This is a genomic window from Kitasatospora sp. SC0581 (assembly GCF_048159585.1).
Lineage (GTDB): Bacteria > Actinomycetota > Actinomycetes > Streptomycetales > Streptomycetaceae > Kitasatospora.
On the sequence record NZ_JBLRWA010000114.1, the window covers coordinates 1 to 551 of the forward strand.

Consider the following 551-nt stretch of genomic DNA (forward strand, 5'->3'; position numbering starts at 1 on the left):
TGGTCCCGCGCCGGGCCACGCTGAAGAGGGAGATCACCGACACCGTGCTGACCTCGTTCCAGGCCCTGGCGGACGGCAACAGCCGCACGCAGATCGCCAGGAGCAGGAACTTCTCGAAGCACGCGGTCGCCAGGCACCTGGCCATCGTCCGGTCCCGGCTGCGCGTCTCGTGGAACCCGGCAGCGGTCTACCGGCTCCACGGAGTGACGCCCCCGGTCCTGAACGCCACCGCCGTGCCGTGCCCGTCCTGCGCGGCCCGGGGCGCGTCGTGAACCGCCCCCGGCCACGCCGGACGACCGTGCGGAGCGAAGCACCCTGGGCCGGGCGCCGGGGGCTACCGGGTGAGGGCGGCGGCCGCCAGCGCCGCGCAGGCCTGCACCGCCACCAGACGGCGCAGCTCCATCGGCCGGATGCGCAGCCGCCGCCGGCAGCGCTCGGCGTGTTCGGCCAGCACCGCCTCCAGCCGCTCGCGGACGTGCGGTGCCGCCCGGCCGGGCTGCGCCTCGGTGGCGGAGCGCAGGGCCATCGCGGTCGAGCGCAGCGTCAGGACG

At 76.6% G+C, this 551-nt stretch carries 2 protein-coding genes; one reads left to right on the top strand and one right to left on the bottom strand.

Translation table 11 applies throughout. The features are described from left to right. A partial coding sequence (locus tag ACLWS4_RS37335; protein ID WP_416876471.1) for a hypothetical protein occupies positions 1-272 on the top strand: 272 nt, incomplete at its 5' end. A 62-nt stretch (positions 273-334) separates the two neighbouring features. Here ACLWS4_RS37335 and ACLWS4_RS37340 read toward each other — a convergent pair. Next, the coding region (locus ACLWS4_RS37340) for a hypothetical protein (RefSeq protein ID WP_416876472.1) at positions 335-551 on the bottom strand (217 nt) is incomplete at its 5' end.